General features: G+C 41.5%; 22 protein-coding genes and 1 pseudogene. 16 read left to right on the forward strand and 7 right to left on the reverse strand.

Features of this window, described 5'->3' with window-relative positions; all coding sequences use genetic code 11:
* Positions 1 to 49: 49 nt before the first annotated feature.
* Positions 50 to 197, forward strand: a pseudogene (locus tag AAHB12_RS21180) (IS3 family transposase); the annotation flags it as partial.
* Between the two features lie 64 nt (positions 198 to 261).
* On the opposite strand, the gene alaP reads toward AAHB12_RS21180, so the two are convergent.
* Positions 262 to 1,656: an alanine permease AlaP gene (alaP, locus tag AAHB12_RS21185; RefSeq protein ID WP_342046939.1), complete on the reverse strand. Its 1,395-nt coding sequence runs from the start codon at positions 1,654 to 1,656 to the stop codon at positions 262 to 264.
* A 302-nt stretch (positions 1,657 to 1,958) separates the two neighbouring features.
* Here alaP and AAHB12_RS21190 point away from each other — a divergent pair, with 302 nt between their 5' ends.
* The 3 genes from AAHB12_RS21190 to alr all read left to right on the forward strand — a co-directional run bounded on the left by AAHB12_RS21190 (position 1,959) and on the right by alr (position 5,603).
* Positions 1,959 to 3,170 carry a helix-turn-helix domain-containing protein gene (locus tag AAHB12_RS21190; protein WP_446715596.1) on the forward strand — a complete coding sequence of 404 codons (1,212 nt, stop codon included), beginning with the start codon at positions 1,959 to 1,961 and terminating at the stop codon, positions 3,168 to 3,170.
* A 102-nt stretch (positions 3,171 to 3,272) separates the two neighbouring features.
* Complete coding sequence (gene ald / locus AAHB12_RS21195) at positions 3,273 to 4,406, forward strand: alanine dehydrogenase (protein ID WP_342046942.1); 1,134 nt, start codon at positions 3,273 to 3,275, stop codon at positions 4,404 to 4,406.
* Between the two features lie 48 nt (positions 4,407 to 4,454).
* Positions 4,455 to 5,603 (forward strand): alanine racemase, encoded by a 1,149-nt coding sequence (gene alr / locus AAHB12_RS21200; protein WP_342046943.1) that lies wholly within the window; start codon positions 4,455 to 4,457, stop codon positions 5,601 to 5,603.
* A gap of 208 nt (positions 5,604 to 5,811) precedes the next feature.
* On the opposite strand, the gene AAHB12_RS21205 is transcribed toward alr, so the two are convergent.
* The 4 genes from AAHB12_RS21205 to AAHB12_RS21220 all read right to left on the reverse strand — a co-directional run bounded on the left by AAHB12_RS21205 (position 5,812) and on the right by AAHB12_RS21220 (position 11,196).
* Positions 5,812 to 6,168 carry a DUF805 domain-containing protein gene (locus tag AAHB12_RS21205; RefSeq protein WP_129728041.1) on the reverse strand — a complete coding sequence of 119 codons (357 nt, stop codon included), beginning with the start codon at positions 6,166 to 6,168 and terminating at the stop codon, positions 5,812 to 5,814.
* Positions 6,169 to 6,848: 680 nt separating this feature from the next.
* The gene (locus tag AAHB12_RS21210; protein ID WP_342046944.1) at positions 6,849 to 7,961 is read right to left on the reverse strand and encodes a hypothetical protein; all 1,113 of its coding nucleotides are present in this window, start codon (positions 7,959 to 7,961) and stop codon (positions 6,849 to 6,851) included.
* A gap of 1,035 nt (positions 7,962 to 8,996) precedes the next feature.
* Positions 8,997 to 9,746, reverse strand: coding sequence for an oxygen-insensitive NADPH nitroreductase (gene nfsA / locus AAHB12_RS21215; RefSeq protein WP_129728043.1), 750 nt, complete (start codon positions 9,744 to 9,746; stop codon positions 8,997 to 8,999).
* Between the two features lie 19 nt (positions 9,747 to 9,765).
* Positions 9,766 to 11,196 (reverse strand): hypothetical protein, encoded by a 1,431-nt coding sequence (locus AAHB12_RS21220; protein ID WP_246040230.1) that lies wholly within the window; start codon positions 11,194 to 11,196, stop codon positions 9,766 to 9,768.
* A 172-nt stretch (positions 11,197 to 11,368) separates the two neighbouring features.
* On the opposite strand from AAHB12_RS21220, the gene AAHB12_RS21225 reads away from it, so the two are divergent.
* The 5 genes from AAHB12_RS21225 (at position 11,369) to AAHB12_RS21245 (ending at position 19,723) form a co-directional block, all read left to right on the forward strand.
* Positions 11,369 to 12,094 (forward strand): M50 family metallopeptidase, encoded by a 726-nt coding sequence (locus AAHB12_RS21225; RefSeq protein ID WP_342046945.1) that lies wholly within the window; start codon positions 11,369 to 11,371, stop codon positions 12,092 to 12,094.
* Between the two features lie 685 nt (positions 12,095 to 12,779).
* Positions 12,780 to 15,140, forward strand: a complete 2,361-nt coding sequence (gene nirB / locus AAHB12_RS21230; RefSeq protein WP_342046946.1) for a nitrite reductase large subunit NirB — start codon at positions 12,780 to 12,782, stop codon at positions 15,138 to 15,140.
* Positions 15,141 to 15,160: 20 nt separating this feature from the next.
* Positions 15,161 to 17,311 carry an assimilatory nitrate reductase catalytic subunit NasC gene (gene nasC, locus AAHB12_RS21235; protein ID WP_129728046.1) on the forward strand — a complete coding sequence of 717 codons (2,151 nt, stop codon included), beginning with the start codon at positions 15,161 to 15,163 and terminating at the stop codon, positions 17,309 to 17,311.
* 299 nt (positions 17,312 to 17,610) lie between these two features.
* Positions 17,611 to 18,555, forward strand: a complete 945-nt coding sequence (locus AAHB12_RS21240) for an L-lactate dehydrogenase (protein ID WP_342046947.1) — start codon at positions 17,611 to 17,613, stop codon at positions 18,553 to 18,555.
* A gap of 163 nt (positions 18,556 to 18,718) precedes the next feature.
* Positions 18,719 to 19,723 (forward strand): DUF3231 family protein, encoded by a 1,005-nt coding sequence (locus tag AAHB12_RS21245; RefSeq protein ID WP_342046948.1) that lies wholly within the window; start codon positions 18,719 to 18,721, stop codon positions 19,721 to 19,723.
* Between the two features lie 357 nt (positions 19,724 to 20,080).
* On the opposite strand, the gene AAHB12_RS21250 is transcribed toward AAHB12_RS21245, so the two are convergent.
* Positions 20,081 to 21,142 carry a lactonase family protein gene (locus tag AAHB12_RS21250; RefSeq protein WP_342046949.1) on the reverse strand — a complete coding sequence of 354 codons (1,062 nt, stop codon included), beginning with the start codon at positions 21,140 to 21,142 and terminating at the stop codon, positions 20,081 to 20,083.
* A 331-nt stretch (positions 21,143 to 21,473) separates the two neighbouring features.
* Here AAHB12_RS21250 and AAHB12_RS21255 point away from each other — a divergent pair, with 331 nt between their 5' ends.
* From AAHB12_RS21255 to AAHB12_RS21285, 7 genes are all read left to right on the forward strand, one after another.
* A complete protein-coding gene (locus AAHB12_RS21255) occupies positions 21,474 to 22,460 on the forward strand; it encodes an ABC transporter ATP-binding protein (RefSeq protein WP_342046950.1) in 987 nt (328 codons plus the stop codon).
* The gene (locus AAHB12_RS21260) at positions 22,444 to 23,223 is read left to right on the forward strand and encodes an ABC transporter permease (protein ID WP_342046951.1); all 780 of its coding nucleotides are present in this window, start codon (positions 22,444 to 22,446) and stop codon (positions 23,221 to 23,223) included. The genes AAHB12_RS21255 and AAHB12_RS21260 overlap by 17 nt, the downstream gene beginning before the upstream one ends.
* A 1-nt stretch (position 23,224) precedes the next feature.
* Positions 23,225 to 24,013, forward strand: coding sequence for an ABC transporter permease (locus AAHB12_RS21265; protein WP_342046952.1), 789 nt, complete (start codon positions 23,225 to 23,227; stop codon positions 24,011 to 24,013).
* 316 nt (positions 24,014 to 24,329) lie between these two features.
* Positions 24,330 to 24,527, forward strand: a complete 198-nt coding sequence (locus AAHB12_RS21270) for an IDEAL domain-containing protein (protein WP_129728053.1) — start codon at positions 24,330 to 24,332, stop codon at positions 24,525 to 24,527.
* Between the two features lie 284 nt (positions 24,528 to 24,811).
* Positions 24,812 to 25,183, forward strand: a complete 372-nt coding sequence (locus AAHB12_RS21275; protein ID WP_129728054.1) for a DUF2089 domain-containing protein — start codon at positions 24,812 to 24,814, stop codon at positions 25,181 to 25,183.
* An 11-nt stretch (positions 25,184 to 25,194) separates the two neighbouring features.
* Positions 25,195 to 25,572, forward strand: a complete 378-nt coding sequence (locus AAHB12_RS21280) for an SHOCT-like domain-containing protein (RefSeq protein WP_342046953.1) — start codon at positions 25,195 to 25,197, stop codon at positions 25,570 to 25,572.
* 128 nt (positions 25,573 to 25,700) lie between these two features.
* Complete coding sequence (locus tag AAHB12_RS21285; RefSeq protein WP_342046955.1) at positions 25,701 to 25,871, forward strand: hypothetical protein; 171 nt, start codon at positions 25,701 to 25,703, stop codon at positions 25,869 to 25,871.
* A gap of 70 nt (positions 25,872 to 25,941) precedes the next feature.
* On the opposite strand, the gene AAHB12_RS21290 is transcribed toward AAHB12_RS21285, so the two are convergent.
* Positions 25,942 to 26,613, reverse strand: a complete 672-nt coding sequence (locus AAHB12_RS21290; protein WP_129728056.1) for a GNAT family N-acetyltransferase — start codon at positions 26,611 to 26,613, stop codon at positions 25,942 to 25,944.
* Positions 26,614 to 26,615: the final 2 nt, after the last annotated feature.

The following is a 26,615-nucleotide window of genomic DNA, read 5'->3' on the forward strand; positions in this document are numbered from 1 at the left end:
ATTCAGAACATCATACTACAAACTGGTTGTGTAGTAAAGCACAAGGTGGGAGCTTGTCTATCATAGAGAGTTCGAAAGTATGGAGCATCTTAAACAGGAACTGGCTCAGTATATTTACTATTACAATCATAAACGGATTAAGGCAAAAGGGCATGAACCCGGTTCAATACCAGGCTCATGCCCAAGAGGCTGCCTGACACGCCCGTGTCTATCTTTTTGGGCCAGTTCAAGCCGCGGTTCTTTTCTATTTCTCTCTAATCCCTAACCAATCTTTTCTTCCTTCGCAGTTCCAACCTGCGCCTTTTTATGAAATCCCTTCGCATAATACACCGCAGTCAAGCTGACGAGCCAAAGCGGCCCAATGATTAACGCAATTCTTGTGTCCGGGTTATATGCCATAATTCCAATGACTGCAGCGAGAAATGCTAATGAAATGTAGGAGGAGTAAGGGAAAAATGGCATAGCGTATTTCACTTGCTGCCGTTCTTCCGGGCTCAAGCTTTTTCGGTAACGAATTTGCGATAGCAGGATGACGCCCCATGTCCAAATTGCGCCAAAGGTTGCAATGCTTGTTACCCACGTAAATACCTTTGCTGGAACAACGTAGTTTAACACGACGCCGATGAGAAGTGCGCCTGCTGATGCAAATACAGCAATTCCCGGAACACCGCCCTTTGTTAGCTTGCTGTATGCTTTTGGTGCTTCGTTGTGCTCTGCTAGGTTAAAGAGCATGCGGCCTGTGCTGAAGATTCCGCTGTTACAGGAGGAGAGTGCCGCTGTTAGAACAACGAAGTTAATGATGCCTGCTGCACCTCGAATGCCAAATTTCTCAAATGTTAGTACGAATGGGCTACCTTGTGTTCCGATTTCTTGCCATGGGTAAATAGCCATGATGACAAACAACGCGCCAACATAGAAAATAAGGATACGCCAAAATACGGAGTCAATGGCTTTGGCAAGGGTTTTTTCTGGATTTTTGACTTCGCCTGCTGTTACCCCAATCATTTCGATGCCAAGGTATGCAAACATAACCATTTGCAGCGATAGCAGAACGCCTTTTATGCCGTTCGGGAAAAGGCCGCCGTTTTCCCATAGATTGCTGATGCCTGTGGCAACACCGCCATTTCCAATACCAAATAGAATCATGCAAATGCTGAGGCCGATCATGGCGACAATAGTGACAATTTTTATAAGTGCAAACCAAAATTCAAGCTCCCCATATGCTTTTACTGCCAGGAAGTTGACCATGGTCATCAGGACGAGTGCTGCCAATGCCCAAATCCAGGTTGCAACGCTTGGGAACCAATATTTCATATAAATGCCGACTGCCGTAATTTCCGCCATGCATGTTACAACCCAGAGAAACCAATAGTTCCAGCCTGTTAAGTAGCCAGCGAGCGGACCGAGATAGTCGCGCGCATATTTGCTGAAGGAGCCGGCAACTGGTTTTTGAATCGCCATTTCTCCAAGAGCCCTCATAATAAAGAACATAATAAGACCGCTAAAGCCGTATGCGAACAAAATTCCCGGTCCTGCAAGTTTAATAGCCGATGCCGAGCCAAGAAATAGCCCGACTCCAATCGCTGCTCCTAAGGACATGAGTGTGATATGTCTTTCTTCTAATCCACGATGCAATTGCTGTTGGTTTTCTTTCATGCGTTTCTCCCCTTTATAAAACGTTGTGATGAAAGATTACAAGCTTGCCTCTTTATTGATCCCCCCATCGTTTCTTTTTTGAAAAATAGCAGATGCTTTTTTCGTATAATAAAATTCAGCGTCCATCCTGAGATATTTGTTAACGCTTACATATATGTAATCTCGGATAAAACATGATGAATCTTACTTGTTTTGATTGTAACAGTTTTGTGAACAAAAGTTTTTGTAGAAATACGAGAATTTTATGGTATCATTTTGTTGATTTCCACAAAAAAACAGGGGATGGATCGCTATTGACATATATAGGAAAAAATCCGTTTAAAACTGCTTTTGATAGCTTAGAAGAATTTGCAGAGCTTATTAGTGAGGTACTGGCATGCCCGATTACGATTGAGGATGCAAATCATCGGCTGCTTGCTTATAGTACGCATGATGAGCGAACAGATCCAGCACGCATTGCGACAATTATTGGCCGGCGTGTGCCGGAAAAGGTGATTAATAGTTTATGGAAAGAAGGGATTATTCCCGCGTTGCTTGAGAGCGATGAGGCAATTCGTGTAAAATCGCTTGATGGTATTGGACTCGGTGACCGCATCGCCATTTCTATTCGAAACAAAGGGGATGTGCTCGGATTTATTTGGGCATTAGAGGTAGATAAGGAATTTACCGATAATGACTTCCTATTGCTTAAGGAAGCAGCTACTGCTGTGAAAAGCAAGCTGCTGCAGCTGCAAGCGCGAAAAAATAAGAAGGAAGAGCGTTCGCAGGAGTTTTTTTGGAAGCTGTTGACGGGCCATATGCAGAGGCGGGATGAAATTACGGATCATCTTCAGTTGCTGCAAATTAAGCAGGCCTCGTCGTTTGTGCTTGCGGTATTTCAGTTTCAACATGAGATTACGCGCGAAGAGGAAAAGCAAATGATGTATTTGCTGCAAACGAGCCAGCAGGTGCAGGTGATGCTACATACGGTAGACGGCGAGCGTCTCGTCCTGCTTCTATCAGCCATGGAGCATCAGGAAATGAGCCGTTTTGTAGAGGAATTCGTCTGCAGGCTAGAAAAACGATTCCATATCTCCGGCATTCAGCCAGCCTTTGGCAATATATATGATAATTACGCAAAAATTGAAAAGGCATACAAGGAAGCGCTCAATGTGCTGACGATAAAGAAGAAATTTCCGATCGAGACGGCAGCTCTTCATAGCTATGGTGACATGGGCATCTATCAATTAATTGATTTGCTGCTAGAAAACAGGAAAGGGACGGATCACCGCAATCAGGCACTGAAAAAGCTGCAGGATTATGATCAAAAGCATAATAGTAATCTCGTTGAAACATTGGATGTGTTCTTAAATAAAGACAGTAACGTGAATGATGCTGCAAAAGCGTTAACTGTCCATCCGAATACGCTTGCCTATCGTTTAAAACGTATTTCTGAAATTGGAGGTATTCATTTTAAGGACCCCAATCAAAAGCTAATGCTGTATCTTGATTTAAAGCTAGAGAAGTTTTTGTGATTTTCCCCAAAAGCAGCCTTTCTTTTTCTCCTTTCGCCACAAGGCAAAATCTTTGAAAACGTTTTATACTGAGGCTACAAAGTTGTTAAGGGGGAAAATTATATGATTATTGGGGTACCTAAGGAAATCAAAAACAATGAAAACCGTGTGGCACTTACACCAGCAGGAGTGCTTTCATTCGTAAACGCAGGTCATACCGTACTAATTGAACAAAATGCCGGAGCAGGAAGCGGCTTTACGAACGAGGATTATACAAATGCAGGTGCGACGATGCTGGAGAGCGCAGCTGATGTTTGGGAGAAGTCACAAATGATTATGAAGGTAAAAGAGCCGCTCCAAAGTGAGTACGGCTACTTCCGTCCAGGGTTGATTTTATTTACTTATTTGCACCTAGCGGCAGAGCCATCATTGGCGCAGGCATTAAAAGATAGCGGCGTAACCGCAATTGCATATGAAACGGTAACAGTAAACCGCACCCTTCCGCTTCTTACGCCGATGAGTGAAGTAGCAGGCCGTATGTCTGTTCAAATTGGGGCACAATTTTTGCAAAAGTCAAATGGCGGGCAAGGTATTTTACTTGCAGGCGTACCAGGCGTAAAGCGCGGCAAAGTTGTGATTATTGGCGGTGGCATCGTTGGTACGAATGCAGCGAAAATAGCAATCGGCATTGGGGCAGATGTTACAATTGTTGATGTAAGTGCAGATCGTCTTCGTCAATTGGATGATATTTTTGGAACAAATGTGAAAACGTTAATGTCTAATCCGTTAAATATTGCTGAAGCAGTGAAGGAAGCCGATCTTCTCGTTAGCGCTGTATTAATTCCCGGCGCTAAGGCTCCGAAGCTTGTAACAGAAGAAATGGTACAAACGATGAAGCCGGGATCTGTGATTGTCGACGTTGCGATTGACCAGGGCGGTGTTGTGGAAACGTGTGATCATGTAACAACGCATGACAATCCGACCTTCGAAAAATATGGTGTAGTACACTATTCTGTTGCAAATATGCCAGGAGCAGTACCAAGAACATCAACGCTTGCATTAACAAACGTTACAGTCCCGTATGCACTGCAAATCGCAAACAAAGGCGTATATAAGGCTATTGCAGAAAACCCTGCGTTAAAGCTTGGTTTGAACGTGGCAAATGGAGAGATTACGTATGAAGCAGTGGCGAGAGATCTTGGCTATGAATATGTACCAGCTGAGAGAGCGTTTGAAAAGGAAGTAACATTCGCATAAATGGCAGCTCCCTCTGTGAGGGGGCTGTTTATCTATAGGGGGATATGTATGAATAGCTATCGTGATACATGGGCAGAGATTTCGCTTTGTGATATTGAAGAAAATATGACGCAATTTCGGGAATTCGTACAAAAGCATACAAAGCTAATGGCTGTGGTCAAGGCAGATGGCTACGGCCATGGCGCAATCGAGGTTGCTAAGGCGGTGATCCGGGCAGGAGCCAGCTACCTTGGTGTGGCTATACTAGATGAAGCGCTGCAACTTAGGGGTGCGGGTATTTCTCATCCTATTATAGTGCTTGGCTATACACCGGTTCGTTCCGTTGCCACAGCAATTTCGGCGAATATCACACTCACTGTTTTTAATGATGAGGTGCTGGAGGAAGTAATTCAGCAATCCACCATGCAGCAGCAAACTGCCTGTATGCATATAAAAGTAGATACAGGCATGTCAAGAATTGGAGTTACCTCAGCGGCTGAGGCGCTTATGCTGGCACAAAAGGCGATTTCAGCTCCGTTTATTAAGCTTGAAGGAATTTTTACTCATTTTGCAAATGCTGATGCTATGGATAAATCGTATACATATAAGCAGTTTCATACATTTTTACAAATCATAGAAGTCTTAAAGCAGCATAACATCGAGATTCCGCTCAAGCATTGCTGTAACAGTGCCGCCGCGATGCGATTTCCAGAAATGCATTTGGATATGGTGCGCATCGGTATTGCCTTGTACGGACTATGCCCGGATGTATCGTTAAGAGAACATCCTATCAAGCTTAAACAAGCAATGAGCTTAAAAATGAAAATTGCTGCAGTTAAAACCGTTCCGCCTTGGCAGCCAATCAGTTACGGATGTACATCCATACATGAAGAGAAGCGACAAATTGCCACACTTCCCATAGGCTATGCTGATGGTATATCCCGTTCACTGTCCAATCAGGGAGGCGTGCTGGTGCAGGAATCCTTTGCCCCGATAACTGGACGAATATGTATGGACCAAATGATGATTGACGTAACACATCTTTTGGGGTGCCAACCAGGGGAGGAGGCAGTGCTATTTGGACGAAGTGGTTATGCTTTTCAATCGATTGACACGATTGCGGATATCATGGGGACAATTCATTATGAAGTGGTTTGTTTAATAGGAAAACGAGTACCTAGGGTGTATGTGTATGGTAATGACCTGGCAGATCTGTAAAGGATCTGTTTTTTTTATACTGTAAGAAAGTATAAACTTCCAGCTAGAGTTGAATTCGACGTAGCGAATTCAACAGCCCATAATTAGTGTGAGTAAGGTTTTTTATAATAAATGGCATACGAAATAAATTAGAATCCATCTGTAAGACCCAAAGAAAACCAGAAAAACCGCTCTAGGCGGTTTTTCTAAAGTATTATATTTTATCAGTTCAATAGCTTACACTGCGTTTAGGATTTGGTCCATATTGATTATCGCCCTCTTGGCTGTCCTGGCATGCAAATACAATTAAAATGATGCTGCCGATAAGAGGGATTAGGCTGATTAGGAGCCACCAGCCGCTTCTTCCCGTATCATGCAGTCTACGAACGCCGACAGCTAAGGATGGCAGCAGAATGAGTAAAGAATAGATTCCTGTTAGCACCGACGAAAGATCTGCCATTGTATCTATTATGGAAAGCACAATAGAGATAATGACATTAACAAGGACGAACATCCAATATTCCTGACGACTTGCTCTTCCTTGAAAGCCTACATAATTCTTTAACACCTTCAAATACCATTGCATGTGAGTTCCCCCTTATGAATGTAATGGTTAGCTGTACAGCGGACGCTTCATTACTAACATATGTGGTCTTGTTCCAAATTATTAAACTGTTTGTTTAAAAAAGTGAAAGTCTATTTATTGTTGTTAATAGGGAACTTACATCAAAACTTATCTCAAAATCAAAATCTCAAGTAAAACAGCTTGAGATTTTTTTGGTATATAAAACCTGTGAAATATCGGTAGGGTTTCTAATAAAACTGTATTTAAAATAGAGCGTTCGTTTATCTAGGTCTTTTTTATAAATGATTTCTTTCTATTCTTATTTCATTAGAATTTCTATTACTCTTATTATAAAAATTGTAAAAACATTATCCTTCTTCACTCCTACAGCTCCAAGGAATTCAGCCGTTTCTTCTCTCGAATTTTATGCAGTTGTCCAAAATGTGTTTTTCATTTGTTCACAATATATTTTGCTAAGAAATTAAATATTTTGCTGAAGTTTTCTTTTTTTTATGATCGAAAACTGTATTTCTTCAAGAAGAATTTGATTTTTTTCATATGAATGAAAATTATTCTCAATTAAGTATACTTTTCTACGAAAGGAAGATGAGAGGGGGAGGAACGGTCAATGGTTGGCTTTCTAGTTTTTTTCAGATAAATAAAAAAAGCCCTAAAAAAGGGCATAAGAAAATAAGGGTACATTAGGCGGAAATTTTTGCCTGGTAGTACCCGCGGGCAATTTTTTGGACATAGGTAGCTACATCTGCTTCGATTTCACGGACAATCGTCATGGCAGCTTCATAGCCTTGCAGTGTGAAGGCATGAAGATCGTGCTGAATACGCTGCAGTGCTTTTTCGAGCATGTCTGTTCCAAATTCAAGGGCAAGGTTGTGAATATGCTTCTTGTCGATTTCATAGCGGCCAAAGCTTTGGAAGAAAGACTGGAAGCGGGCGAATAAGTGCTCAGCATATGCTTTTTCGATTGTTTTTTGCTTTTTGCTGTCACGTGAGCCGATTAAGCCGCATGACAGAATAAACCCATCCTTTACTTTCTCAAGGATGGATTTTTTCATATTCTTTTCTTCCATAAATGTTTTAATACAGTCTTCTTTTTCAAATAGTTCTATTTTGAAGATGGAGCTGAGCTTGTCCGCCAGCTGGCGAATAGCCCGTTTGTAGCCGATATAACGCGGTAGAATATGCTTGATCTCGCTGTAGGAGAGCAAGGCTTCTGTTTCTTTTTTGACATTTACATCCTTTTCGTATGTATAGAGTGCACGCAACGCGAGGCGCAGTACATTTACGCTGCGGATGCCGAGCAGAAGGTACATTACTTCGTCAGTAATGGACGTGTAGCCGCCTTTAGAATAGTATTCATCTTCTTGGAAATCTTCAGCTTTTTCCTGTGATGATTCCTTTGTATGCAAATCAAGGAAATCCTCTAAATAATTGCAAAGAGAGACTTCGATATATCCACCCCATAGTCTGTCCCATTGAATGATGCCGGCATTTGCGAGCAGGATATTGTTATTTTGGATGGTACGCACGGAGCAGCCCATTGTGCACGCCATTTCTTGTTCAGAGATAAGTGTAATTGTGCCATCGCTTGTACATTTGGATGCATACGTAAGAAGCTGCTTCATAAGGGAAGCAGTCCATTTGATAGACAGAAATGCATCGTCAATGCCAAGGTTATGCTTTTCGTATGTATATATCCCATTCTGCTTTGTTTGCCGATTCAAGCCGCTCATTACAGCGAGAAGCTTGTTTGCCACAAGAATATGGCGCTTTAAGATAAGCTTTCTTTGCTCCATGTATAGCCCTCCCTTCTATTTTCCTTTTTACAGTATAGTAGGGGGGAGAATGGTTGTAAAACGACATAACAGTACGGGGAAATGGTTCACTTCTCTTTAAAAGCCTGATATATCAACGTTTTTTAATGGTGTCATATTAGTACGGAGGAATGGTTCAATGTTATTTGTGACAAAGGGTTTGTACAAATGAGTACGGGTTTTTGGTTCAAAAATGATGATATTGCATCTATTTTCTTTTGATTATACCTGTTTTGTGCAGCATTGTTATGTAACAGAAACGTAGGCACGATGCGGGTTTGATAGGGAAAAAGCAAGGGGAATGACAAAATAGTACGGAGGTGTGGTTCATTTGTGAAGACGGCTGTTAGTTTTGTCGAAGTTAGCATAATTCGTACGGAGAAATGGTTCAAATTATCGAGAATGCTGCTATTTTAGTCACAAAATATTCATAATTAAAATGCGAAAAAATGAGGAAAAACAGGGATTTACGTAGAAAATATAACCATTTCGTGCATATTGTCGAAAAAGTACGGAGGTATTGTTCACTATGTCAAAAAGGTACGGAAGCAATGTTCACTTTTTATGAAAAGTACGGAAGTCTGGTTCATTTTTTAGAGCAAGTACGGAGAAATGGTTCACTTTTTTTGCAAGGATCGTACGGAGAAATGGTTCACTTTTTGACGTGTTAGTACGGAGAAATGGTTCAAAAGTTGAATTAGCATACGAGAATGTCGATTCTGTGTATGAAGCAATGGCGATGTACGGCTAAAAGACGTACCTTTTCGTCAATAAGGTACGTATGATAGGTATGCATATTTGAGGATTGCATGATTGATTTACGAAATGTGCTTCAGAAAGATAAGCGATATGAAAAAAACCACCTATTTAGGTGGCTCTTCCATTACACTTTAAGACAGTATAAATTTCTAGCCGGAAGCCAACTCGACGTAGCGAGAAATTTTAGGAATAAAGTATAAGTAGAGCTACGTCTCTGTCTTCGCCCAAGGGCAGGGCTCGCCAATCGGCGAGTTTTCTTTACCTTTTATTCATCCCTTGCTGCTCCACAAACTTTTTCATATACATTCTCGTCGGTTGTGAAAGAGCTTGCGCCATTTGTCCAGTCCACGTGTCTGTTCGTGTACCGCCTGTTCTTTCTGTGTAGTAGTGTTTAATGGTTTGATTGTATTGCTGCAGCTGCTTTTTGTATGTTTCTTCATCTTGATTGTAGGCATCTTCATGATAGATATGCGCTAGCGGCAGGCGAGGCTTTTTACCTGGTTCATGAACAGGATAGCCGACTGTCATGCCAAAGAGCGGAATGACGTACTTTGGTGTGTTTAGCAGCTTTGCTACTTCTTCTAGGTTGTTGCGTAAGCCGCCAATATAGCAAATGCCAAGACCCATCGATTCAGCAGCAACAGCCGCATTTTGTGCCGCGAGCGCTGCATCAATGACAGCGACCATAAATTTCTCCGTGCTCTCGAGAGAATCGGTCATATTTGCTTCTTCCATTTCGGCAATAACAGTGTGGCGATAGAAATCTGCGCAAAAGATGAAAAAATGACCATTTGCTTCTACATAAGGCTGATGCCCGGAAAGTTCAGCAAGCCGTTGCTTTTTTTCTTTATTACGAACGCCGATAATCGAGTACGCTTGCATATAGCTGGATGTTGATGCCGCTTGTGCGCTTTCTACAATGAATCGGATTTGCTCATCAGATAGCGGTCGGTCTTCATATTTTCGAATGGATCGATGCTGTAGCAGCAGTTCAATAATCTCGTTCATTCTTCATGTATCCCTCCGTTTAAGTTAGTGCATCATAATTCGAGTATTCGATCGGCATATACTCGTATTTTCCTTCTAGCAGATCCCGCACTTCCTTTTCTTCAAGCGGAATAAAGGTAACCCAAAATACTTCGCCCATACGGCGGTAGGATTGAACAACAATTTTTTGGGAAATGAGCTCCTCTAGTGCCTCTTCGACTTCTTTTAAGTTTTCTGATTTTCGTCGCTTTTTAAAACGGATTTTTGTGGCGAAGTAGATATAATTGAGTTTTACCTGATACGATGATTTCGACTCATAGCAATACAGCCGTTCCTTTTGCAGTGCAAACAGCAGATGATAGGAAGAATCCAGGCTTAGATTTTCAACCTTTTTCTTATACATGCGGATCGTTTGTTTTTGAATATAATCGTGATAAATTACTTCGTTAACATGGATTTCTGCCACGCGCGTACCGTTTGGTTGTGTGTAGATGCGGACAAAGTCAAAAATGCCATAGGATACAATATCATCATCCTGCCGCTTTGTCATGCTGAAATGCTTCATTTTTGTAATGCGCTCTTCTACGATTTTATAGTTTTTCGTGCCATCGGTTTTATATAGATTTTTGACAAGATCACCGATTTTAATTTCAATAATTTTACGAGACGCAAAGCGCTCATCACGGTTGCTCATGACTTCAAGAAAAATTTTATAATCCAGACGGTCTAAATCGCTTACCTTGTTGCCATGCTCTTCAACATATTCCTTTTCAATAAGAAATTGATAGTCTGTGCCATCGCCAAGGTCGTAGTAGCTTTGAAAGTAATGCTTGCCTTCGCGTTCAAGCATTGGTTGATTAAGCTGCACCTTGCCGCGTGTGTTCGAAAAGAAAGGGTGCTCGACTGTACTGAACGGACTTTCAATAATGAGCTCATCTAGAAGTGAAAAGGAGTTGTCCGTTAACGTGATCCCGAGAATGACGGCAATATCTGCGTGTAATGCTTTTTCAATTTGCGAACGTGTTTTTGCGTGAATATAACGATAGTCTGATAAGAACTGTGAATCGTCTTCACTCCACTGCGTAATTTCTTCTATTCTAGATGCAATGACCTCAGTGGGGGAGGAAAAGCTGTGGAATTGCTGCTTAAAGGCTTTTTCTCCGTATTTCGTATAATATGCTTCGAGCAAATCATATTCTTCTGCTAGCTCTTTGCGGCCTTTTTTCTTGTTTTCGTAATCCTGTATTGTACTGTTTACCCAGCGCCGCTTTGTCCGGTTTAGGGAGTTACGTTTAATAATGCGAAGCGCATCCTTGATGTCTTTATCATGGTATTTTTCTTCGTAAATCGAGAGGATGGCATCCTCTAAATCCTGTTTCATATATTTTTCATAGACAGAAAGAATATTCAATCTTGAAATTCGATCAATAACTTCGCTGATTAATGCGGAAGTTTGTACCAATGCTATCACCTGTCTTTCCTGTACAGATTGTACCAAAGTCAGGTAAGAGATTTCAATGCATGGAATCAAACTTTACGCAGGTGAATGTATGGTGGAATTTGGCTGGCTCTGTCCAGATTGCTGGAAGGGAAAGAAAGCATGATATACTATGGAAGATGACACGAAGGTAAGGGGAGCAATTATGCCAAATATTTATTTGATTTATACATACATGGCGCTTGTAATATTTGTATTTATTGCCTTGCCCATTTTGCTTAGCTTTCCTGAAGCAAGAACAGGGGGGCTGTTAACAGTGTATCGGATTGTGCGAACAGCAGAAACATTTGCAGCATTAGCTAATACGTTAATACATGAATTATCTCATGGTTTGATGGCAATCGTAACAGGCGGGAAGGTGCATAAAATTACGCTGCATCGGGATACGAGCGGTTTAGCTATCACAAGAACGAAAAGATCTCGCACGATACGAGCGTTAGTTGCGTATGCAGGCTATACTGGTTCCTCCGCAGCAGCGGTTGGCTTGTTTTATTTGCTGCAACAGGGCGACTATCAGACAATTTTGCTTATTTTTCTTGGTATTACAGCAGTCTCTTCTTTGTTTTGGGTTCGGAACTTATATGGATTTCTTTGGGCAGTTAGTTTCTTGCTGGTAATTGGATATATTGTCTATAAGCAATATACAGTACTCATTCTTCATGTGAGCATTTTCTTCTCCGTTGTAGTGCTTGTAGATTCTATTACATCAGCGTGGACAATTTGCAAGCTAAGTGTCACCAATCGATATGAGGCAGGGGATGCGACGAGCTTGGCGGAGGCTACGTTTATTCCAGCTGCGGTGTGGGGAGCAGTGTTTTTCGGGCAGGCTTTATATGCGGGATATTATGTGATGAAAACCTTTGTCTTGTAGGTTGTGCAGGAAAAAAGAAATTGGTAAAAAATAACAAGAGAAAAGGCGGACAATGTCCGTCTTTTCTCTTGTTATTTTTTACCTTTTAAGGAAGTATAAATTTCTAGCTAGAAGACCATTCGATGTAGTGAGAAATTGTAGGAATAAAGTAGGGCTACGTCTCTGTCCTTACACAAGGGCAGGGCTCGCCAATCAGCGCGTTTTCTTTATGTGTAAACGAGTAATTACCAACCTACACTATACTTTTTAGAGAAGGCGATTCTTCCAAGTAAGATAATGAATGAGAATAAGTTGACACGTTTCATTGCGATACCCCCGGTTGTGTTTGAATTTGTATGCCTGCTGTTTGTTGCGTTAAGAATACTATAAAATGTTCATTTTTGTCACGTGCAATGTTAGAAAACATAACGTTCATTTTTCGTCTTTTTCTGTCGAAATTAAGAAAGATACACAGGTTTTACAATAAAAAGGTGAATTTTCACCTTGATGTATTTATAAAAGAGATTTGTTCTTTGTCGAAAGGAAGGTATTATACATGAACGAGAAGAAAAATCAAATAGTTTTTATGTAACTTTAATGTTAGAAATTATAACATTAAAGATTCCATTTCCCTGCGTTTTATGAAATAATAAGAAGCATGCAAAGTTTTATTGACAATTTCTCATAACTTGCCGGAGGTTTTGACATGCACAAACAAAAGCTAGTATTAGTAGGGAACGGAATGGCGGGTGTTCGTTGCATTGAGGAAATTTTACAACATAATCCAGATGCTTTTGAGATTACGATTTTCGGCAGCGAACCGCATGTAAACTATAATCGAATTTTATTATCGACTGTGCTACAAGGCAGCACATCGGTTGCAGATATTGTTATCAATGACCGCGATTGGTATGAGCAGAACAACATTCAGTTGTTTAGCGGGGAAACAGTTGCTGCGATTGATACTGAGAAGAAAGTGATTAAGACAGATCAAGATCGAAAAGTACCGTACGATATTCTTATTTTAGCAACAGGATCGGTTCCATTTATGCTTCCGCTCCCAGGAGCTGACAAGGACGGAGTTATTGCGTTTCGAACGATTGAAGACTGCCAAACGATGGTGGAAACAGCAAAACAGTATAAAAAAGCGGTTGTTATTGGTGGCGGATTATTAGGGCTGGAGGCTGCGAGAGGACTGTTAAACCTTGGGATGGATGTGCACGTTGTTCACATTGCTGACTACCTGATGGAAAGGCAGCTTGATCGAACAGCGGCGAAAATGCTGCAGGCAGAGCTGGAAGCGCAAGGGATGAAATTTCTTCTGGAAAAGCACACAGCAGAGATTGCTGGGGAAGACCGGGTAGAGCGGCTTGTTTTTAAGGATGGAACAGAGGTAGAAGCTGACTTGGTTGTCATGGCTGTCGGAGTAAGGCCGAATGTACGGCTGGCGCAAGAGAGTGGGATAGAAGTAAACAGAGCGATTGTCGTTAACGACTATTTGGAAACAAGTGTACCAAATGTATATGCAGTCGGCGAATGTGTCGAACACCGAGGAATGGTGTATGGACTAGTAAAGCCGCTGTATGAGCAAGGGAAGATATTAGCTAAGCGTATTTGTGGAATCGATTCAGAGGGATATGAAGGCTCTGTTCTTTCGACGCAGCTGAAAATATCCGGTGTTGATGTGTTTTCGGTTGGCCAGTTTATAGAGGATGAAACGGCGAAGGCTGTTACGATTCATAATGCAGCAGACGGTATTTATAAAAAGGCCGTGTTCCGTGAGGATAAAATGATCGGTGCTGTATTATTTGGCGATACGAAGGATGGTACAAAACTGCTTGATATTATTGTGAAACAACGAGATGTGTCTGATACGGATAAAGTATCTCTTCTTCAGTCATCAAGCGACAGTGGCAATGAGGTTGCACAGATGGCTCACAGCAGCATTATTTGTAATTGTAATGGTGTTTCAAAGGGCAGCATTATTGAAGCCGTTCAAACAAAGGGATTAACAACGGTTGAAGAGATTAAAGCCTGTACGAAGGCTTCGGGCTCTTGCGGCGGGTGTAAGCCTTTGGTGGCTGATTTATTGGCATATATACAAAGTGACGACTTTGAAGAAGTAATCGAGAAAAAACCAATGTGCCCTTGTACGGCGCTTACTGAGGATGAAGTTGTGCAGGAGATGCAGCTGCGTGGTCTTGCGTCTGTGAAAGAGGTCATGAAGGAGCTTCATTGGAAGGATAGCGAAGGCTGCTCTGTTTGCCGTCCTGCTTTGCAGTATTATTTAGGAATGATTGACCCAGAGTACGAAATCAAACGTGAAGTTTTATACATGAACAAACAGATGAATGCGATTGTACAAAGTGACGGCACGTACTCCATTGTTCCGCAAATGTACGGGGGCTTAACAACAGCAGATCAATTACGGAAAATTGCTGATGTAGCGGAAAGATATCAGATTGCGAATGTAGCGATAACGAGTGAGCAGCGCATTCTATTGATGGGTGTGAAGCAAGAGGATTTAACGAGCGTTTGGGCTGAGTTAGATATGCCATTAAGCGCGACATATGGAAATATGGTACAAAATGTAAAAACATGTATCGGTGAACATGTCTGTCAATGTGAGAAGGATAAGGCTTTGGAGCTAGCTGTTCTGTTAGAAAAGCAAGCAGAATTTGTGACAACACCTTATCGAATTAAAATGGGTGTGTCAGCCTGTATGCATAATGGAGCGGGCTCGACAACGAAGGATATCGGCATTATGGGGATAGACAGAGGCTGGGAAATCTACGTTGGCGGCAGCAGCGGGCGTAATGTGCGCAGCGGACAATTGCTTTGTGTTGCGGAGACGAATGAGGAGGCAGTTGGAATTATCAGCGGTTTTATTCAATATTACCGAGAGACAGCCAATTATTTGGAGCGCACATGGCAATGGCTTGACCGAGTTGGCATCATACACGTGAGGGAAGTGTTGTTTGATAGAGAGCTTCGTCGACAATTGCTGGAGCGGCTGGAAGCAGATGCAGCTTATTACCAAAAAACATCAAGTAAAAGCTACTCATAAGCAAGAAAGGATGGAGAGTTATGACGGAATTGTTATTAAAGTATTTCCGATCTAGGCAGCAAGAAGCGGAAACGGAGCGTGTGTACGATACACAATGTCCATATTGCAGCATGCAATGCAAAATGCAGTTGATTGAGCAGTCGATTGTATCGCGCAAGCAGTACAAAACAATCGGAAAAGACAATCCAACTTCTGAGGGGCGTTTGTGTATTAAAGGGATGAATGCACATCAGCATGCTTTGCACAGTGATCGGGTTACGTATCCGTTACTGAAGGTAAATGGTGAATTTGTCCGCATTTCGTGGGAGCAGGCGCTTGAGAAGATACGCGAGAACTTTACAAGTATTCAAGCTGAAGATGGCAATGATGCGCTAGCGGTGTACGGCAGCGCATCGATTACAAATGAAGAGGCGTATTTGCTAGGGAAATTTGCTCGTGTTGCCTTGCAAACCAAATATATTGATTATAATGGAAGACTTTGTATGTCGGCGGCTGCATCCGCTGCAAGCCAAACGTTTGGTATGGACCGAGGATTCACCAACAGTATGTCTGAGATTTCGAATGTACGCTGCATTATTTTGGCAGGGACAAATATTGCTGAATGTCAGCCAACAATGATGCCATACTTTGAAAGAGCGAAGGAAAACGGTGCGTATATTATTGCAATTGACCCGAGGGAAACAGCGACAACGAAAATGGCAGACCTGCATTTAAAGGTAAAGCCGGGCGCAGATGCGGCTTTAGCTAACGGGTTATTAAAAGTCATTATCGAGGAAGGTTTAGTAGATGAAGCGTTTGTTCGTGAGCGTGTAAAAGGATTTGATGAGGTAGCGGAGCATGTTGCCGCACTAGATATGGATGAAATTGCGGAGTTAACAGGCGTACCAGCTGAGCAAATTCGCAAGGCAGGCGGAATCTTCGGACGTGAAGAAACAGGGATGATTTTTACAGCAAGAGGAGTTGAACAGCAAACAGATGGCTCCGCTGCTGTTCGTAATTTTCTCAATATTCTGCTTGCTACGGGTAAAATGGGTAAGCCGTATTGCGGTTATGGAGCTGTAACCGGTCAAAGTAATGGTCAAGGAGCAAGGGAGCACGGTCAAAAGGCAGACCAGCTTCCAGGTTACCGTTTGATTGAAAATGAAGAGCACCGTGCGTACATTGCAGATGTATGGGGTGTCCGTGCTGAAGATTTACCAAGAAAAGGCGTTTCGGCGTATGAAATGATGGAAAAGGTTCATAGCGGTGAGATTACTGGTATGCTGCTGATGTGCTCTAATCCAATTGTGTCCAATCCGAATGCTCATCTTGTGCAGGAGGCATTACAAAAATTAAAGTTTTTCGTGGCGGTTGATCTATTTATTTCTGAGACTGCGAGATTAGCAGATTTGATTTTGCCGGCTTCCTCCTACTTAGAAGACGAAGGAACGATGACGAACGTAGAAGGACGTGTTACGCTTCGGGAAGCAAGCAAGCCTTGTCCTGGGGAAGCGAGACACGATTGGCAAATTCTTTGCGATATTGCTAAAGTGCTTGGTAAGGGAGAATACTTCTCGTTCTCATCTGCCGAGGAGATTTTTAATGAATTACGGATAGCGAGCCGTGGGGGGCTTGCAGATTATTCTGGCATCACGTACGATCGTCTGCGTAAGGAAAACGGCATTTTATGGCCTTGTCCGGATCCGGAACATCCGGGAACGAAGCGGTTGTTTGAAGAATCGTTCGCCCATCCAGATGGCAAAGCGGTAATGGTTGCTGTTTCAAACAACTCAGTTGTTCCGAAAGAAAAACCAGATGGAGAGTTTCCGCTTTATTTAACAACAGGACGCGTTATGTCACACTATTTAACAGGTGTACAAACGAGAAAAAGCTCGTCGCTTGCAGCGAGAAACTTCGAATCGTTTATGGAAATTCATCCGGCAACAGCGATGAAATATAATATACAGGATCAGAGCCTTGTAAAAGTAGAATCACGGCGCGGAAGCATTGTGGTCAGAAGCCAGTGGTCTGATAAGATTAGGCAGGATACAGTGTTTGTTCCATTTCATTGGGCTGATTCACAAAATGTGAATTTTTTAATTCCAAAGGACTTGGATCCGACATGTAGAATGCCTGGATTTAAAGCAAGTGCAGTGAAAATAAGTCCAGTAGTAGAAGCCATCTCCCATTAAGGGGAGGTGGTTTTTTTCACTGTAGGAAAGTATCAATTTCCAGCTAGGAGACCATTTAATGCAGCAGGACATTTTAGGAACAAGGTGTAAGTGCAGCTATGCTTCTGTCTTTGCCAATCAGAGAGTTTTCTTTAAAATGTTTTTATAGTTATAAATGTGAAAAAGTTCACAAATAAGTCAATGTTTATGTGAAAAAGTTCACAAGTTTTAATATATAATCAACGTATCAAATATTAAAACTTATCGCTACAATAGTAAGAGAATTTTCCTTACAAATTTACGCGAGGGAGATGTTGAAAATGAATCAGAAAATCAATCGTGTTGTTTTAATTGGAACAGGGGCTGTAGGATGCAGCTATGCGTATTCCATGATTAATCAAGGAATTACAGAGGAACTGGTTTTAATAGATGTGAATGAAGCTAAATCAGAGGGAGAGGCAATGGACCTCAATCATGGGATTCCGTTTGCTCCTAAGCCAACAAAAGTGTGGAACGGCACTTACCAGGATTGCCAACAGGCAGATTTGGTCGTTATTACTGCAGGATTAGCACAAAAGACCGGTGAAACACGCCTAGACTTAGTGGTGAAAAATACTAATATTTTCAAACAGATTGTACGAAACGTAATGGAAAGCGGCTTTAACGGCATTTTCTTAGTAGCTACAAATCCAGTAGACATACTAACATATGTCACTTGGAAAGAATCTGGACTGCCGAAGGAGCGTGTGATCGGTTCAGGAACAACTTTGGATTCAGCGCGCTTACGCTTTATGCTAGGAGATTATTTCAATGTAGACCCAAGAAGCGTGCATGCATTAATTATTGGAGAACATGGTGATACTGAATTACCTGTTTGGAGTCATTCTACAATTGGAATTGAGCCGCTGGATGATTTTCTTAAAAGAAAAGGAGAGTTTACAAAGGGACACATGGAGAATATCTTTGTGAATGTACGTGATGCGGCATATCATATTATTGAAAGAAAAGGTGCTACGTACTATGGGATTGGAATGTCTCTCGTTCGGATCACAAAAGCGATACTTAATAATGAAAACAGTGTGCTGCCTGTATCTGTATTTTTAAATGGTGAATACGGACATAGCGATGTTTATATTGGAGCACCTGCTATTATTAATCGTGGAGGCGTCAGAGAAGTAGTTGAGGTTCAGTTAAATGAGATAGAGAAAGAACAATTTACACATTCTGTTAAAGTGTTAAAAGAAACGATGGCGCCTATTCTTTAAATGTTAAGCTGTCACTCGCAATAACTATTGTAACATCGTATATATTCAACAAAAACGGCAGGGGATAAATCCTTGCCGTTTTTGCTTCACTGTAGGAAATGTTTATTTATAAAATAGTGTCCTTGTGGTTACAGTAAGAAAATAAAACATAGGAGGATATAGAATGACAACATCAGGTCAAGCGCCTATCACATCGTCAGAATTGGCTAATTTGTGGATGACTTATCAAGAAAAAACGATGATCATCAGGATGTTGGAACATTTTATCGAGCATGCTGATGATGAAGCGAAACAACTGTTGCAGTTGCATTATAATAGAGCTGTCCAAAGTGTAGAGGCGATTACAAGCATTCTCCAGCAAGAAGGGGCAGTCATTCCCATGGGTTTTACAGAAGGTGACGTACATAAAGGTGTTCCAAAGCTGTATGATTACATGTACGATATTATGTATCTGCATCTGATGACGAAAGTGGAAATGAGTCTATATGCACTTTTTACAGGTATGACTTATCGAAAAGATATTGAAGATTTTTTTATAGGTTTAACTGCAGAGTCCCAAGCGATAAACAGTCAATCAACTCAATTTCTTCTGAAAAAGGGGGTTTTGATACGTCCTCCTTTTGTGTCGATGCCAACAGAGGTTCGTTTTGTGCAGGATAAAGAGTATATAGGTGGATTGAATTTGTTTAATGAAAAGAGATCCTTAAATACGGTTGAAGTTTCCCTCATCCATCATGCCATTGAAACAAACCTTGTAGGGATGCAATTAATGATTGGCTTTGCGCAAGTTGCTACGAATGAAGATGTGAAAAAGTATCTTGTCAAAGGGATGAAATTATCCGAAAAAATTGAAATGGACCTGGGTGAATTTTTACGGCAAAGTTTTATTGAACCACCAGCCACTCACGCCGGTAAAGCAACTGCGTCAAAAACGGCGCCGTTTTCCGATAAATTGATGATGTACAATACAAGTTTATTAGCCTCATTTGGACTTGGAAGTAATGCATTGGGAGGTGCATTTAGTTTGCGAAGCGATTTGCCAGCAAAAATGGCCTTTATTGGAAAAGATATTTTTGCTTTCGCTCAAGAAGGCGGGAAAATTATGATTAAAAATGGATGGATGGAGGAGCCGCCGCAGGTTGAAGATCGAAATCAACTTACTAAATAATCGTTTTTATCAAGCAATTTATGATTTCAGAATGAAAAAGTCCCCCTTTTATCCTATGGAAGGGGGACTTTGTTCCACTGTAGGAAAGTATACATTTCCAGCTAGAGCCATGCGAAGTAGTCGAAAATTTTAGGAATACAGTGTAAGTGCAGCTATACACCTCTGCCTTCAGCTAACGGCTCGCGCCAATTGGCGAGTTTTCTTATTAGATAAGAAAGTATAACTTTTCGGGGTGATGTCTAGCTCCCAAGGCCCAAAATGGCAGACTCCAGGCTGAACCTCCGCAAAAGGAAAAAAGCGCCTTTTACTCCGGCCCACCCCTACGCTGCCATAAAAGGCGGGCCTTGTCCGCTTTTCTTAGACTGTATGCAAAAATGCAACACATACAGGCTTCGGTACACGTACGTCTGATTGCAGCAGCTGCAACGTTCCTGTTTGTTCGTTTCTTGCAAATAACACAAGATTTCCAGATTCTTCGTTGGAAGCTACAAGGAAGGCGCCTGTTGGATCGATGCGGAAGTCGCGCGGCCAGTTTCCTTCTGTATGTGTACGCTCTACGAAAGTAAGCTCTCCAGAGTCTTGGTTTACGCTGAAAATGGCAATGCTGTTATGGCCGCGGTTTGCCGCGTATACGAAACGTCCGTCCGCAGAAAGTTGGATTGCGCTTCCTTGGTTGTTTTCCGTGAAATCTGCCGGAATGGTAGAGATATATTGCAGCTCAGTGAAACTGCCATCCTCTGCATTATAGGCAAGGGCGATAACCTCTGAGCTAAGCTCAGTCATGATGTATGCGTATTTACCGTTAGGATGGAATGCCAAATGTCTTGGGCCGCTTCCAGGTTTTACAGACAATGCATGTACTTCGGATAAAGCACCCTCTTTTACTGCATATGTGATCAGTTTATCAATTCCTAGATCGATTGCGACAATGTATTTTTCATCAGGTGTGAAGCCGGAGTAATGCGCATGCGGCTTTTCTTGTCGAGCTGCATTCGGGCCAGAGCCGTGATGCTCGGCGATGGATGAAGCTGGATTTAATGCACCGCCTTTGCTGCTTGCATACAGTTCAATTGTTCCTTTATGGTAATTTGCAGTCACGATTTGGCTCTTGTTAGAATCAACGCTGATATGGCACGGAGAGGCGCCTTCTAAAAGCTGCTTATTTACAAATTCTAATGTGTTTGCTTCGCTGTTGATGGAATAGACAGCTGCACCGCCTAAGTCACCGTCTTTCACAACAGAATATAAATATTGATTATCTTGGCTAATTGTTACATATGTAGGGTTGTCCAATGTTGCAGCTAGCTCAACTTGGCTCATTGTCTGTGCCTCTGTATCAAGTGTAAATTTATAAATGCCTTTGCTGCCTTCTTTTGTATACGTACCAATGTATCCAACAAACTGCTTGTTGCTTGTCATGATTGTATACTCCCTTCGAATAAAGATGTGATCGATTTCATTATAGCATATGTTAATCTTATAGAAATTTTTTATCCGAAAAAATAGAAAGAATTGGGCATAATTTCGAGGAATTATTATAATAGAACACAGGTTATCTACTTGTTTTCCTGAGTGGAAAATAAAAGGCTTTTTCACACTGCGGGAAAGTACAAGGATCTTGTAGGGTGTTTACTAGTGAATGTAGTTCACTCCTTCTTTAGAATAACTGTCCGTGTACTAGAACAAAGGACCTTGTGCATAGAAGGGTGCGCGGCGAGTTTTCTTTAAATAAAAAATAGTGGAGGTATGTATGTCGATTGAAGTGCAGCAGTTAAACAAACAATTTCAAATCCATGTTCGGCAGGCTGGTTGGACCGATGCGCTGCGCAGTTTATTTAAGCGGGAGTACCACCTTGTAGAAGCGGTGAAGGATATCTCGTTTCATATCCCATCTGGGGAAATTGTCGGGTTTTTAGGACCGAACGGGGCGGGGAAGACAACGACGATTAAGATGTTAGCTGGGCTTCTTCACCCAACAGCTGGACAGATTCAAGTCGGTGGCTACGTTCCCTTTGAACAAAAAGCAGAATTTAAAAAAATGATGAGCTTAGTGATGGGACAGAAAAGTCAACTCATTTGGGATATTCCGCCGATGGAGACGTTTTTGGTCAATAAGGCTATTTATGAGATTGAGGAGCGAACGTTCCGGCAAACGTTGGATGAACTTGTTGAGCTGTTAGAATTGGAACCGTTATTGACAAAGCCGACGCGCAGTCTATCGCTTGGACAGCGGATGAAGTGTGAGCTGGCGGCCGCTCTATTGCATAGACCGAAGATTTTATTTTTGGATGAACCGACGATTGGACTTGATGTACATACGCAGGAAAAGGTACGTCAGTTTATCGGAAAATACAATCGTGAGCACAAAACAACGATTTTATTAACATCCCACTATATGGGCGACGTCACGGCGCTTTGTGACCGGGTTTTAATTATTAATCATGGAAAGCTGTTATATGACGGCGATTTAAAGGTGTTAACCGAAAAGCTCACGCCATATAAGTTGCTGGAACTGCGTTTGCCGGATGTCCCGAATATCCCGTGGAACACATATGGCGAGCTTGTTGCGGTTGAGGAAGGAAAGGTAACGCTGCGTGTGCCGCGTGAGCGCATTCCAGAGGTGTCTGCGCAATTTTTGCAGCAGTTTGAAGTCCATGATTTAAATATTGAGGATCCGCCGATGGAGGAGGTCATTACGCTCGCGTTTCAGGAGGGATCTCATGCTTCATATTCATAAATATGTTGTCCTTCTTCGCATGAAGTACGTGGAAATGTTCGCCTATCAGCTGGCTACTATTGTTTGGATGACAGGCGCGATGGTGCAGCCGCTCATTACTATGCTCGTATGGATGAATATTTACCCAAAGCAAGAAGAAGCATTTATTTTTTACTTTGCTGTTCTTATTTTTGTAGAACGGATGACAAGCGCTTGGGATGTTTGGGAGCTTGAGCGTGAAATTCGGGAAGGGACGTTCTCTTATCAAATCGTTCGTCCCTTGCATCCGATTCATTGGGCGATTGCTGAAAATTTTGTATATAAGGCGTTATTTTTTGTGATTTTGCTTCCAATATGGGGCATTCTTGCTCTCTTTGTTCCAGCTTTGCGTTTTCAAATGAGTACATTGCAGGTACTTCTTTTTCTTGCGGCGCTTATAGTCGCAGCTGCTATTCGATTTTTGTTTAGCTATTCATTCGGTCTTCTTGGCTTTTGGATTACGAAGGTAACGGCTGTATATGGAATGTTTGAAGCGATCTCGCTCTTTGTGTCAGGCCGTATTGCCCCTTTATCACTGCTCCCACCGCTCATTCAGAAAATTAGCTTGTATTTGCCTTTTCGCTATATGATCGGCTTCCCGATTGAAATTGTGACGGGAAGTATACAAGGAACAGCTATTATGTACGGCTTTGTCGGGGCAATGAGCTGGTTGCTCTTTTTCGTGATTGTACTTAGTCTGCTGTGGAAGGCGGGACTTAAGAAAAACCAGGCAGTGGGGGGATAGTATGCGAAGATATTGGCGTATCTTTCGTGAGTTTTTTCGAACATGTTTAGTAGAAGAGCTGGAGTACCGCAGCGAATTTGTCGGGAATTTACTGTCAAGTTTGTTTGGTATCGGGATTGCTATTTTGACGATTCATATCTTCTTTTATCAAACGAATAAACTTGGCGGCTGGGTGTATGAGGATGTGCTGCTGTTGCTTGGCGTGTTCAACACGCTGCAGGGATTGATTGATTTTGCACTTCGTCCAAATATGTCGCGGCTGCTGCAGCATATTCGCAAAGGAACATTTGATTATGTTCTCACAAAGCCTATAGATAGTATGTTTTACGTGAGCTTTCGTCATTTAGTGTTTTGGAGGCTTATTGATGTGCTGCTTGGAATCGCTCTTGTTCTATATGCATTGGTGCAAAAACAGTATATTCCGTCTCTGGTGGATGTACTTATATTTTGTGTGACGATTTGCTCATCGTTTATAATCATCTATTCTCTCTGGATGCTTCTCATGACAACGGCTTTTTGGGTCATTCGCATGGACGATCTATCGTTTGTTTTTAATTCCTTCTTTGAAACGACACGTTTTCCCATCGGTATGTATCGCGGCTGGCTGCGCATCGTACTTACGTATGTCTTGCCTGCCGCTTTTATTACAAGCACACCGGCTTTGGCTCTGCTAGGGAAATGGGATATAAATGCAGCTGCAGCATCGATTTTAATTGCCGGCGTATTTTTATGGTTATCACGTCGATTTTGGCGGTATGCGCTTCGGTCATATACGAGTGCGAGCAGTTAGAAAATTAGTCGGTGCTTTCATTATATGTACATATACATGAATAAAGGAAGTGACGGGGGATATTGCTCCTTTGTCTTTGCTAAAAGGCTCGCCAATCGGCGAGTTTTCTTTTTTTATAAGTGGTAAATTTCCAGCTGAAAGTAGGCTTGACGTAGAGGAGATGTTAGGAACAAGATGTAAGTGCAACTAAGCCTCTGCCCTCTTTAGTATATAGAGAAAATAAACTGGAAAATATTTTCAAATAAAAAATTAAAAAATATTTGAATAATCTGAAATTTTAGCATATAATGTAAAAAAGGACAGGGAGTTGATTTCTATGAAAAAATATATGCTGAATGCACCGAAACAAGCTGGGTTAGATGCTATGTATTCGCTGTTTGCTGAAATGGTTTTGGAAGAATCAATTCGTAAATTCCGTAAAGAGCAACTGCAAAAGAAAATCGATCACTCACTGGAACATGGAGATAAAGAAGCCTTTCTGAAATTAACAACAGAGCTAAAGATGTTAGCTTAGAACAATAATAAATAACATAATGATAGAAAAGGGAAGAAGCGCTATGCTTCTTCCCTTTTTGTAATGCAGTTTGAAAAGCTGCAGCTCTTAGAGTGAAAATCCTCTGAGTCACGAAGCGCATTTTCCATCACGAACAATAAAATTGAATGTTTTATTTAAAACTTAAAGTTTGGAATTAATAAAATTAATTTTATTGTTGTTATTTTTAATTTTTATTAATCGTTTTATTTACTTTATTGATTTTCGGTTGTATAATCAATTCAAATGAGAGAAAGGATTTTCTTATGGCATATTCTGTTCTAAGCAACTGTCCTGTTTGTAGCAATTCGCTACATATTACAAAATTACATTGTTCGCGTTGTCATACAACAATTGAAAATGAGTTTAAATTATCAAAGATTGCTTCTTTATCTTCAGAACAGCTTCAATTTGTCGAAACGTTTTTGATTTGTAGGGGCAATATTAAAGAAGTCGAAAAGGAACTTGGCATCTCTTATCCGACTGTGCGTGGGAAATTAAATGATATTATTACTGCGCTTGGGTATGACACAGAAACAGTGAAAAAAAATCAGCGTGATGAGAAAAAAATTGTTTCTATGTTAGAAAATGGTGAAATCACCGCAGAAGAAGCAATTCGATTACTAAAAAGTGAATAGGGGGAGTTCAAATGAAAGAAGAGATTTCAAAGGTACTAACGATGGTACAAGAAGGAAAAATAGATTCTGATAAAGCAGCTGAGCTGATCCATGTGCTGAAGGAAAAAGAATTACCCCGTGCAATGTCTGCTTCGTATTTAGATAAAATCTTAAAAATACGTGTCGTTTCGAAGGAGCACGACAACGTAAACGTAAATGTACCGATTAAACTGGTGAAAGCTGTGTTAAAAGCGGGCCATGGTATTGCGCTAAACGTGCCGCAAGCAGAGAAATATGTAAAAGATTTAGATATTGATTTATTAATCGATGCAATTGAAAATGAATTAGACGGCCAGATTGTCGATATTCAATCAGCTAATGGTGATACTGTAGCTGTTGTTATTGAATAGGTTTTTCGATGATGACAGTCAAAATTAAAACAAATCAGAGCCGCAGATTTACGATTCCGGTTCCATATAGTTTTCTATATGTTTTTAGCTCTTTGCTGTCTTCTAAATTCCTTTGGAGGAAGGTAGATATGTGGATACGGCATCGGTTAGGGCGCACAGACTTTTCTATCGCACCTTTGGATGCAACGGTGATAAAGCGCTTTCTGAGCGTAGTAATTACAGAGTTAAAGCAACAAAGAGGTCTTGTGATTGTTGATGTAACATTACAAGATGGTACCCAGGTGATGATAAGATTATAGGGACTATAAGAAGAGGGGGAAGCAGCGAATGATTTTGCCGCTCCCCCTCTTCTTACATTTATCTCTTTTATTATAACGGCAGCAACGCAATTGTTTCCTTTGCTTCTAGCTTCTCTACCATCTCATACCAAGACTGCGGTTTGTTTGGCAATACGGTATAATAGCGTCTTAAAAATTGGACAATGAGTTCTGATGCAATGTGCGTTGTTTCTTTTTGCATCGGCAGGAAGCAAAGGTCTAATCCTTCAACTGCCTCGCCATCATTATTCCAAGACGGATGAATATAAGAGAAATCCAGACGTTTGTAGCCCAGGTGAGATAACACCTCACGGCGAACATACGGGTCCATTGGCTTCACGCCGCCAAATTCATGATGCTCCACCCGATATGGATCATAAATTTCAGCGAACATGCCGTAGAGCTTTTTACCATTCCCTGCAGCTAATGCAAGTAAATCTTCACGGCGGTTTTCAGCTAAAAATGGGCCAATACCAAGCCCTGCTTGACCAATGATGGTAAAGTCTGTCATTGCTACGTTGAAATCCTCATAATAGCGGTATTCTGTCGCGCCAACAACTTTATCTTCATGAACCGCTACAAATACGCGAATGCCCGGATCCTCTAAAGGTTCCTTCCATAAGTCAAACTCTAATACTTCCTCAGGAGGAAATACGTTTTGCATGAGTTCGTGCATTTGTTTAAATAACGGGTCTTGTATGCTTGTAATTCTTTTATACTCCATAT

Source organism: Bacillus sp. OTU530 (assembly GCF_038440375.1).

What these genes read in the sequence shown, in the direction of transcription:
- AAHB12_RS21255 (WP_342046950.1), top strand. Translation starts at nt 21,474, where the DNA reads ATGTCGATTGAAGTGCAGCAGTTAAACAAACAATTTCAAATCCATGTT.
- AAHB12_RS21290 (WP_129728056.1), bottom strand. Translation starts at nt 26,613, where the DNA reads ATGGAGTATAAAAGAATTACAAGCATACAAGACCCGTTATTTAAACAA.
- AAHB12_RS21245 (WP_342046948.1), top strand. Translation starts at nt 18,719, where the DNA reads ATGACAACATCAGGTCAAGCGCCTATCACATCGTCAGAATTGGCTAAT.
- AAHB12_RS21250 (WP_342046949.1), bottom strand. Translation starts at nt 21,142, where the DNA reads ATGACAAGCAACAAGCAGTTTGTTGGATACATTGGTACGTATACAAAA.
- AAHB12_RS21265 (WP_342046952.1), top strand. Translation starts at nt 23,225, where the DNA reads ATGCGAAGATATTGGCGTATCTTTCGTGAGTTTTTTCGAACATGTTTA.
- AAHB12_RS21275 (WP_129728054.1), top strand. Translation starts at nt 24,812, where the DNA reads ATGGCATATTCTGTTCTAAGCAACTGTCCTGTTTGTAGCAATTCGCTA.
- alaP (WP_342046939.1), bottom strand. Translation starts at nt 1,656, where the DNA reads ATGAAAGAAAACCAACAGCAATTGCATCGTGGATTAGAAGAAAGACAT.
- nfsA (WP_129728043.1), bottom strand. Translation starts at nt 9,746, where the DNA reads ATGAACGAGATTATTGAACTGCTGCTACAGCATCGATCCATTCGAAAA.
- AAHB12_RS21205 (WP_129728041.1), bottom strand. Translation starts at nt 6,168, where the DNA reads ATGCAATGGTATTTGAAGGTGTTAAAGAATTATGTAGGCTTTCAAGGA.
- AAHB12_RS21260 (WP_342046951.1), top strand. Translation starts at nt 22,444, where the DNA reads ATGCTTCATATTCATAAATATGTTGTCCTTCTTCGCATGAAGTACGTG.
- AAHB12_RS21240 (WP_342046947.1), top strand. Translation starts at nt 17,611, where the DNA reads ATGAATCAGAAAATCAATCGTGTTGTTTTAATTGGAACAGGGGCTGTA.
- ald (WP_342046942.1), top strand. Translation starts at nt 3,273, where the DNA reads ATGATTATTGGGGTACCTAAGGAAATCAAAAACAATGAAAACCGTGTG.
- AAHB12_RS21210 (WP_342046944.1), bottom strand. Translation starts at nt 7,961, where the DNA reads ATGGAGCAAAGAAAGCTTATCTTAAAGCGCCATATTCTTGTGGCAAAC.
- AAHB12_RS21225 (WP_342046945.1), top strand. Translation starts at nt 11,369, where the DNA reads ATGCCAAATATTTATTTGATTTATACATACATGGCGCTTGTAATATTT.
- AAHB12_RS21280 (WP_342046953.1), top strand. Translation starts at nt 25,195, where the DNA reads ATGAAAGAAGAGATTTCAAAGGTACTAACGATGGTACAAGAAGGAAAA.
- AAHB12_RS21285 (WP_342046955.1), top strand. Translation starts at nt 25,701, where the DNA reads ATGTGGATACGGCATCGGTTAGGGCGCACAGACTTTTCTATCGCACCT.
- nasC (WP_129728046.1), top strand. Translation starts at nt 15,161, where the DNA reads ATGACGGAATTGTTATTAAAGTATTTCCGATCTAGGCAGCAAGAAGCG.
- AAHB12_RS21270 (WP_129728053.1), top strand. Translation starts at nt 24,330, where the DNA reads ATGAAAAAATATATGCTGAATGCACCGAAACAAGCTGGGTTAGATGCT.
- nirB (WP_342046946.1), top strand. Translation starts at nt 12,780, where the DNA reads ATGCACAAACAAAAGCTAGTATTAGTAGGGAACGGAATGGCGGGTGTT.
- alr (WP_342046943.1), top strand. Translation starts at nt 4,455, where the DNA reads ATGAATAGCTATCGTGATACATGGGCAGAGATTTCGCTTTGTGATATT.